This window comes from Thiobacillus sp. (assembly GCF_024708915.1).
In genome coordinates, this window is the sequence record NZ_JANJXQ010000251.1 from 1 (window position 1) to 7,812 (window position 7,812).

Annotated in this window: 8 protein-coding genes; 1 reads left to right on the plus strand and 7 read right to left on the minus strand. The window is 61.6% G+C overall.

All coding sequences use genetic code 11. The features are described 5' to 3' along the window. The 5 genes from aprA to Q0L94_RS16990 all read right to left on the minus strand — a co-directional run. On the minus strand, window positions 1-1,533 hold a 1,533-nt coding region (gene aprA, locus Q0L94_RS16970; protein ID WP_296755675.1), incomplete at its 3' end, for an adenylyl-sulfate reductase subunit alpha. Between the two features lie 18 nt (window positions 1,534-1,551). After that, window positions 1,552-2,025 carry an adenylyl-sulfate reductase subunit beta gene (gene aprB, locus Q0L94_RS16975; protein ID WP_018078911.1) on the minus strand — a complete coding sequence of 158 codons (474 nt, stop codon included), beginning with the start codon at window positions 2,023-2,025 and terminating at the stop codon, window positions 1,552-1,554. Between the two features lie 181 nt (window positions 2,026-2,206). Then, window positions 2,207-3,424 (minus strand): sulfate adenylyltransferase, encoded by a 1,218-nt coding sequence (gene sat, locus Q0L94_RS16980; protein ID WP_018078910.1) that lies wholly within the window; start codon window positions 3,422-3,424, stop codon window positions 2,207-2,209. A 165-nt stretch (window positions 3,425-3,589) separates the two neighbouring features. Further along, a complete protein-coding gene (locus tag Q0L94_RS16985; protein WP_296755681.1) occupies window positions 3,590-4,003 on the minus strand; it encodes a hypothetical protein in 414 nt (137 codons plus the stop codon). Window positions 4,004-4,109: 106 nt separating this feature from the next. Continuing rightward, a complete protein-coding gene (locus Q0L94_RS16990) occupies window positions 4,110-4,820 on the minus strand; it encodes a type 1 glutamine amidotransferase (protein ID WP_296755684.1) in 711 nt (236 codons plus the stop codon). Window position 4,821: 1 nt separating this feature from the next. On the opposite strand from Q0L94_RS16990, the gene Q0L94_RS16995 reads away from it, so the two are divergent. Continuing rightward, window positions 4,822-5,469 carry a TIGR02281 family clan AA aspartic protease gene (locus tag Q0L94_RS16995; RefSeq protein WP_296755686.1) on the plus strand — a complete coding sequence of 216 codons (648 nt, stop codon included), beginning with the start codon at window positions 4,822-4,824 and terminating at the stop codon, window positions 5,467-5,469. Between the two features lie 67 nt (window positions 5,470-5,536). On the opposite strand, the gene folE2 is transcribed toward Q0L94_RS16995, so the two are convergent. Next, window positions 5,537-6,346: a GTP cyclohydrolase FolE2 gene (gene folE2 / locus Q0L94_RS17000; protein ID WP_296755687.1), complete on the minus strand. Its 810-nt coding sequence runs from the start codon at window positions 6,344-6,346 to the stop codon at window positions 5,537-5,539. A gap of 79 nt (window positions 6,347-6,425) precedes the next feature. Beyond that, the coding region (dxs, locus tag Q0L94_RS17005; RefSeq protein ID WP_296755691.1) for a 1-deoxy-D-xylulose-5-phosphate synthase at window positions 6,426-7,812 on the minus strand (1,387 nt) is incomplete at its 5' end.

The following is a 7,812-nucleotide window of genomic DNA, read 5'->3' on the forward strand; positions in this document are numbered from 1 at the left end:
CGGCTTGTAGATCTCCTCGGCGAGGACGGCGGGATCGGTGTCCAGCTCGACCTTCCAGTCCTTGTTGTCGAGGGCGTACTTGACCATCGCCTTGGAGGCGAGGCGGCCTTCGGTGTGCGAACCGGAGGAGAACTTGTGGCCCGAGGCGCCGACGCCGTCGCCGGCGGTGAACAGGCCCTTGACCGTGGTCATCGAGCGGTAGCCCCAGTTCCAGCCCTTCGGCAGGTGAGCGGGGACGCCCGGCAGGGCCTCGTCGGTGGGGGCACCCACGTCGGTCGGACCGGAGGTCCAGATACCGCAGCAGCCGGAGTGCGAACCCAGCAGGTACGGCTCGGTCGGCATCAGCTCGGAGTTCTTCTTCTCCGGCTCGACGTTCTCACCAACCCAGATACCGCACTGGCCGACGCACATGTCCAGGAAGTCTTCCCAGGCTTCGGCTTCGAGGTGCTTCACTTCTCGCGGGGTCAGGGTCTCACGCAGCTTGGCGAGGGCGGTCACGGTGTCCATGTAGATGGGACCGCGGCCTTCCTTCATTTCCTTCAGCATCAGGTGGTTGCGCAGGCATGAAGCCGGCACGGCAGCCTGACCGTAGGGGGGGTAGTCGTTCAGCAGTTCCTTGTTCTTCTGCATGTAGACTTCGCCGTAGGCGTTGACAGCTTGGGCCTTGAACAGCAGGAACCAGGCGCCGACCGGGCCGTAGCCATCCTTGAAGCGGGCGGGCACGAAACGGTTTTCCATCATGGTCAGCTCGGCGCCGGCTTCGGCAGCCATCGCGTAGGTCGAACCGGCGTTCCATACCGGGTACCAGGCACGGCCGGTGCCTTCACCGACGGAGCGCGGACGGAAAATGTTCACGCAGCCACCGGCGGCCAGCAGGATCGCCTTGGCCTTGTAGACGACGACCTTATGGTCGCGGGTCGAGAAGCCGACGGCACCGGCGATACGGTTGGGGTCGTTCTTGTCGTTGACCAGCTTGACGATGAAGATGCGCTCTTCGATGCGATCCATGCCGAGCGCCTTCTTGGTCGCTTCGGCCACGATCCATTTGTAGGATTCGCCGTTGATCATGATCTGCCATTTGCCGGAACGCACGGGCTTGCCGCCGTCCTTCAGCGTGGGCAGGCCTTGCGAACCGTCGTGGCGCTCGCCGTTTTCGTCGGTCTTCCAGATCGGCAGGCCCCATTCCTCGAACAGGTGCACGGAATCATCCACGTTGCGGCCGAGGTCGTAGGCGAGGTCGTCACGCGTGATGCCCATCAGGTCGTTGGAGACCATGCGGGCGTAGTCGGCGGGATCCTGCTCGGAGCCGATGTAGGTGTTGATCGCGGACAGGCCCTGTGCCACGGCACCGGAACGGTCCATCGCGGCCTTGTCGACTAGCTTGATCTTCAGATCGATGCCGGTCTCTGCCTTGGCGGCGTCAGCCCAGCGCATGACTTCGTAACCGGCGCCGCAGCATGCCATGCCACCGCCGATCAGGAGGATGTCGACTTCCTCCTGGACTACTTCAGGATTACCAAATTCTCCAGCCATTTCGTTTACCTCTCTAAATTACTTGCGAATCAGTTCAGCGGGGTTGCCGGCACGGTAGCCCCCCATCATGTCACGGGTGAAGGAGCCCGTGGACTCGATATCAGCCATCTTGGGCATGGGCTTGTTGCCGTAGGGATCGATCGAGCCTTCGGGCGTGGTGCGGATCGGGAACTTGAAACGCTTCAACACGCCGTTACGAAACTTGATGGTCCACATGATGGAGTCGGAACCACGCAGCGGCTGAACCATGCCGCCCAGCGGCACGACGTCGGCGTAGTGGCGAACTTCAATGGCTTGCTGCGGGCAGATCTTCACGCAGGAATAGCACTCCCAGCACTGCTCGGGTTCCTGGTTGAACGCACGCATGGCGTGGCCGGTTTCCGAACCGTCCTTGTCCAGCTTCATCAGATCGTGCGGGCAGATGTACATGCAAGCGGTCTTGTCCTGACCCTTGCAACCGTCGCACTTGTCGGTACGAACATAGGTTGGCATTACAGTCTCCTAAAGTTAGCTAACAATCCGCGTACGTCGCGGTCCGCTTAGAACTGAACCCGTCCTTGGCCGGGGCGACTCGCGAATCCGCTTCCGGTAGGCTCGTGTCCTAAAAGCTTGCCCCGACCAGTGCTGCAACGATCGGGGCCATTCCATCCGGCATCCTGCCGTCCGGAAAAAATTACGCTGCCGAGTGGCCTTTCAACTCGACTTTGACGTTCTGCTCCGCGGAGAGGCCGGCGTAGTACTTCTGCAGCACCTTGGCGACTTCAGGACGGCTGAATTCGACTGGCAGATCCTGGCCTTCGGACAGCATCGAACGTACCTTGGTGCCGGACAGCAGGATGCGGTCGTCCTTGGTGTGGGGGCAGGTACGTTGCGAGGCCATGCCACCGCATTTATTGCACCAGAAGGTCCAGTCGATGTTCATGTTCTTGGTTTCGAGCGCATCCTTGGGGATTTCGTCGAAAATCTTCTGCGCGTCGAACGGGCCATAGTAGTCCCCCACGCCGGCGTGGTCGCGGCCGACGATCAGATGCGAGCAGCCGTAGTTCTGGCGGAACAGCGCATGCAGCAGAGCTTCGCGCGGGCCGGCGTAGCGCATGTCGAGCGGGTAGCCCGCCTGGATCACGGTGTTGGGGGCAAAATAGTTGTCGATCAGGGTGGCGATCGCTTCGGAACGGACTTCGGCGGGAATGTCGCCCGGTTTCAGCGCGCCAAGCAGCGAGTGGATCAGCACGCCGTCCATGGTTTCGATGGCGATCTTGGCCAGATACTCGTGCGAACGGTGCATCGGGTTGCGGGTCTGGAAAGCGGCAATCTTGGACCAGCCCATTTTCTCGAATGCGGCGCGGGTTTCGGCGGGGGTCATGAACTGGTCGCCGTACTCTTCCTTGAAGCTGCCGGTGGACAGCACCTTGACCGGGCCGGCGAGATTGACCGGGCCCTGGTCCATGACCATCTTCACGCCAGGGTGTTCGAGGTCGGTGGTCTTGTAGACCTGCATGCATTCGTGCGCCTTGTCGATGGCGTATTTCTCGGTCACCTTCATGGTGCCCATGATGTTGCCGGATTCGCTGTCGACCAGTGCGATATCGGCACCGACCGCGATATTCTGTGCGGTGACTTCATCGGCGGAGAGCGTGACCGGAATCGGCCAGAACAGGCCGTTGGCCATTTTATAGCCGTCGCATACGCCCTGCCAGTCGGCATGGGTCATGAAACCTTCGAGCGGGGTGAAACCGCCGATTCCCATCATGATGAGGTCGCCGGTTTCGCGCGAGGTCATCTTGACCTTGGGCAGCGAGGCAGCGCGGGCTTGCTCGGCAGCAAGTGCGGCGCCCGTCAGCAGCAGGGGTTTGAGTTCACCGCCACCGTGGGGGCGTACCAGTTTGGACATGCTGTCTCCTCGGAATTGAAGGGGTTATTGAGTCGGGGCAGCATAGCACCGGGGCTGATGTCTGAATAATGCTTTATTTTTATTTGAGGATAAGCGGGGTTGATATTGGCTCGTAGCCATAAAAAAGCCCGGATATACCGGGCTTTTTTATTTTGAAACAATTACTTATGCGTCGAAGAAGGCAGGCATGTCGGTCTGTTCGGTCTTGATGACGCCAACCCAGGCAGGTTTGGTGTCGCCACCGGCTGCGGCCAGTTTTTTGGTTTCTTCGTAGAGCATTTTCCAGCGGTTGTACAGACAGTCGCTGATCTTGCGCATGCCCGAATCGAAATAGGAGTTATGCAGATCGCCTACGGTGCGGGTGAAGGCCTCCATCTGCTCTAGCAGGTTATGCGGATAGCCGTGACGGTTGGGGTCGGCGTATTTGACCATTTCGCGCTTGACTGCCCGCACGAAGACTTTCTGGCCTTCGGTGAGGTCGGCTTCGGTGCGGGGGCTGCCGCCGTAATTCATCACTTCGTGGATGAAGCCATTGAGACGTTCGCCGAAATCGAAGTTGGCATAGTCGACGTTTTGCATAAATCCTCCGTTATCACGATGAATCTTTAAAACTGGATGTGACTCCGCTGGCTATCCTACGCTGCGCGATACGGCTGTCCAGCGTCTTCTCGGGACAGTTGCACGATTATTTTCTAAGCCCTTGAATCCAGCGGAAATATATTTTGTCGGCCAGTTGATGCAGACGGGCAATGCGGGCATCCATGTCCGCCTGGATGGCGCCGGGCGACTGCACGCCGGGACTGTCGCTGGTGGCGATTTCGGCGGCGCCGTTGTCGCACCAGCTGGCGATGAGTTCGGGCGTCATTTCGACGTGGCACTGCATGCCGATATGGCGGCCATTCAGGACGTAGGCCTGGTTGGCGCACCAGACGCTGTCGAGGATGCGCGTGGCGCCCGGCGGCAGGCTGAAGGTTTCGCCGTGCCAGTGGAACGCCAGCATGGGCTGCGCGACTTCGCCCAGCCAGGGAAGCGCTGCCTCGGCGTTCGTGACGCGCACGTCGCCCCAGCCGATTTCCTTGACCGGGTTGCGGCTTACCGTGCCGCCCAGCGCCTTGGCCATCAGTTGCCCACCCAGGCAATGGCCGATCACCGGAACATCCGATGCGACCGCCTGGCGGAGCAGGGCCAGCAGCGGTGGAATCCAGGGCAGATCGTCATTGACGCTCATGTGCCCGCCCATCAAGCAGATGCCTGAAGTGCCGTTAAGGTCTTTGGGCACGGCGTCGCCGGCGTCGATGCGAACCAGCTGCCAGGGAATGCCGTGGCGATCCAGAAACGTGGTGAAATATCCCGGCCCTTCGGTGAGCGAATGACGGAAAATCAGAACAGGAAGCATGATGCCTCTCGATAAAAAAACGGTTGCGATGATGATAGCCGCAGGCGGGCTTTCCTGCACCCACACGTGGGCAGCCAGCGTCTCGGTGGTGGGGCTGTTCAAGGACAAGGCCATCGTCAGCATCGACGGCGGCAAGCCACGTACCCTGAGCGTGGGACAGACGGTTCAGGGGGTGAAACTGCTGGCCGCGGATTCCGGTAGTGCCAGTTTCGACGTCGACGGCAAGCGCCGCACACTGGGCATGGGGCAATCCTTTGCCGGCGGTGCGCCGGCGGCTGAGCGCCAGAGCGTGTCGCTCACGGCCGATGCACGCGGCCACTTTGCCGCGGCCGGTTCGCTCAACGGGTATCCGATGACTTTCCTGGTCGACACCGGCGCGACGTCCATCGCCATCAGCGCTGCCGAAGCCAAACGCATCGGGCTCGACTACAAAGCCGGGCAGGCCGCCAGCGTCGGCACCGCCGCAGGGGTGGTGCCTGCCTGGCGCGTCAAGTTCAATACCGTGAAGGTCGGCGGCATCACCGTCAGCCAGGTCGACGGCATGGTGGTCGAGACCGGTTTGAGCGTTCCGCTTTTGGGGATGAGCTTTTTGAACCGGATGGAAATGCGGCGCGACGGGCAGACGATGACGCTAACGCAGCGGTATTGATCGCAAGCGGACAGAATGCAACGAGGCCCGCGGTTGCGGGCCTCGTTGCTTGGATGCTGCCAAAAGCTTATTGCCTGGTCTTGTCGCGCTCGATCAGTGCGTACGCCGAATGATTGTGGATGGACTCGAAGTTCTCGGCTTCCACCACATAGGCATCGATCATTGGCTCGGCGTTCATCGCGGCGGCGACGTCGCGCACGATGTCCTCGACGAATTTCGGGTTGTCGTAGGCGCGCTCGGTGACGTGCTTCTCGTCCGGCCGTTTCAGCAGACCGAAGAGCTCGCACGAAGCCTGGTCTTCCACCTTGCGCACCAGATCCTCGATCCACAGGAAGCCGTTGGTTTTCGCGGTGACGGTAACGTGCGAGCGCTGGTTGTGCGCGCCGTAATCGGAGATTTTCTTCGAACACGGGCACAGGCTGGTCACCGGCACCACGACCTTGGTGGTGTGGGTGTATTCCCCTTTTTCGATCGCTCCGACGAAGGTGACTTCGTAGTCGAGCATGCTTTGCACGCCGGAGACGGGGGCCGACTTGTTGATGAAGTAGGGGAAGGTCATCTCGATGTAGCCCGATTCGGCTTCCAGGCGTTCGACCATCTGGCGCAGCATGTCCTCGAAGTTTTCGACCGAAATCTCGCGCTCGCGCGTGTTGAGGATCTCGACAAAGCGCGACATGTGCGTGCCCTTGAAGTTATGCGGCAGGTAGACGTACATGTTGAAGTTGGCGATGGTGTGCTGGATGCCATCGTTCTTGTCCGCCACCCTGATCGGATGGCGAATGCTCTTGATGCCGACCTTGTCGATGGCGATTTGCCGCGTATCGGTCGAACTTTGTACGTCCGGCATGCAAACGGCGGTGTCGCAAATCTGGTTCATGGCAGGCTCCTTGTATTGATTTCAGCTCACGCTGAGTGCAGTTTAGACTAAGTATAAACTGCCTGAATAGTTGAGTAAACTACTCGGGTAATAGGGTTATCCGCTGACGCACGGAATGGGTTATTCCCGCCGCGTCGAGCCCGCAGCCAGCCAGCATCGCGGCCGGGTCGCCATGTTCGATAAACGTGTCGGGCAGGCCCAGATGCAGCACCGGCACGGCGAGGCCAAGTCCGGCCAGCACCTCGGCCACCCCCGCGCCGGCGCCGCCCGCCACCACATTTTCCTCCAGTGTCACCAGCAGGCGGTGGCTGTGCGCCAGTTCGCGCAGCAGGTCCAGGTCCAGCGGTTTCACGAAGCGCATGTCGGCCACGCTGGCGTCGAGCGCTTCGGCGGCCTGCAGCGCGGGTGCGACCAGGCTGCCGAAGGCGACGAGAGCGACGTCGCGGCCGCGGCGGCGCAGCAGGCCCTTGCCGATCTCGACCGGATCGAGGCCGGGTTCGATCGCGGCGCCGCTGCCGCTGCCACGCGGATAGCGTACCGCCGAGGGACCGTCGTGCAGAAAGGCGGTGGTCAACAGGCGGCGGCACTCGTTCTCGTCCGATGGCGCGGCGATCAGCAGGTTAGGGATGCAGCGCAGGAAGGAGAGGTCGAAGCTGCCGGCGTGGGTGGGGCCGTCGGCGCCGACCAGGCCGGCGCGGTCGATCGCCAGCATTACCGGCAGGTCTTGCAGGGCGACGTCGTGGATCAGTTGGTCGTAGGCGCGCTGCAGGAAGGTCGAATAGATTGCCACCACCGGTTTGACGCCTTCGCAGGCCAGCCCGGCGGCGAAGGTCAGCGCGTGCTGTTCGGCGATGCCGACGTCGAAATAGCGCTTCGGGTAATCCTGCGAGAAGCGCACCAGCCCGGAGCCTTCGCGCATTGCCGGCGTGATGCCGACCAGCCGCGTGTCGGCGGCGGCCATGTCGCACAGCCAGTCGCCGAATACCTGGGTGTAGGTGGGCTTGCCGCCGGTTTTTTCGGCGACGCCTGCGGCCGGGTCAAAGCACGCCACGCCGTGATACAGGCAGGGGTTGGTTTCTGCGGGCTCATAGCCTTTGCCCTTGCGGGTGACTACATGCAGAAATTGCGGGCCGCTCAACTGCTTGATGTTGCCCAGCGTTTCCAGCAGCACGTCGAGGTCGTGGCCGTCGATCGGACCGATGTAGTTGAAGCCGAATTCCTCGAACAGGGTGCCCGGCGTCACCATGCCCTTCATGTGTTCCTCGGCGCGTTTGGCGAGCTCGCGAATCGGCGGCGCGACGGACAGGACTCTTTCGCCGGCGCGGCGGGCCGCCGCGTAGAACTTGCCGGACATCATGCGCGCCAGGTAGTTGTTGAGCGCGCCGACGTTGGGCGAAATCGACATGTCGTTGTCGTTCAGCACCACCAGCAGGGGCAGGTCGGTGGCGCCGGCATTGTTGAGCGCC

Coding starts and splice junctions, on each gene's coding strand:
- Q0L94_RS16985 (WP_296755681.1), bottom strand. CDS start 4,003: ATGCAAAACGTCGACTATGCCAACTTCGATTTCGGCGAACGTCTCAAT.
- folE2 (WP_296755687.1), bottom strand. CDS start 6,346: ATGAACCAGATTTGCGACACCGCCGTTTGCATGCCGGACGTACAAAGT.
- Q0L94_RS16995 (WP_296755686.1), top strand. CDS start 4,822: ATGCCTCTCGATAAAAAAACGGTTGCGATGATGATAGCCGCAGGCGGG.
- aprB (WP_018078911.1), bottom strand. CDS start 2,025: ATGCCAACCTATGTTCGTACCGACAAGTGCGACGGTTGCAAGGGTCAG.
- Q0L94_RS16990 (WP_296755684.1), bottom strand. CDS start 4,820: ATGCTTCCTGTTCTGATTTTCCGTCATTCGCTCACCGAAGGGCCGGGA.
- sat (WP_018078910.1), bottom strand. CDS start 3,424: ATGTCCAAACTGGTACGCCCCCACGGTGGCGGTGAACTCAAACCCCTG.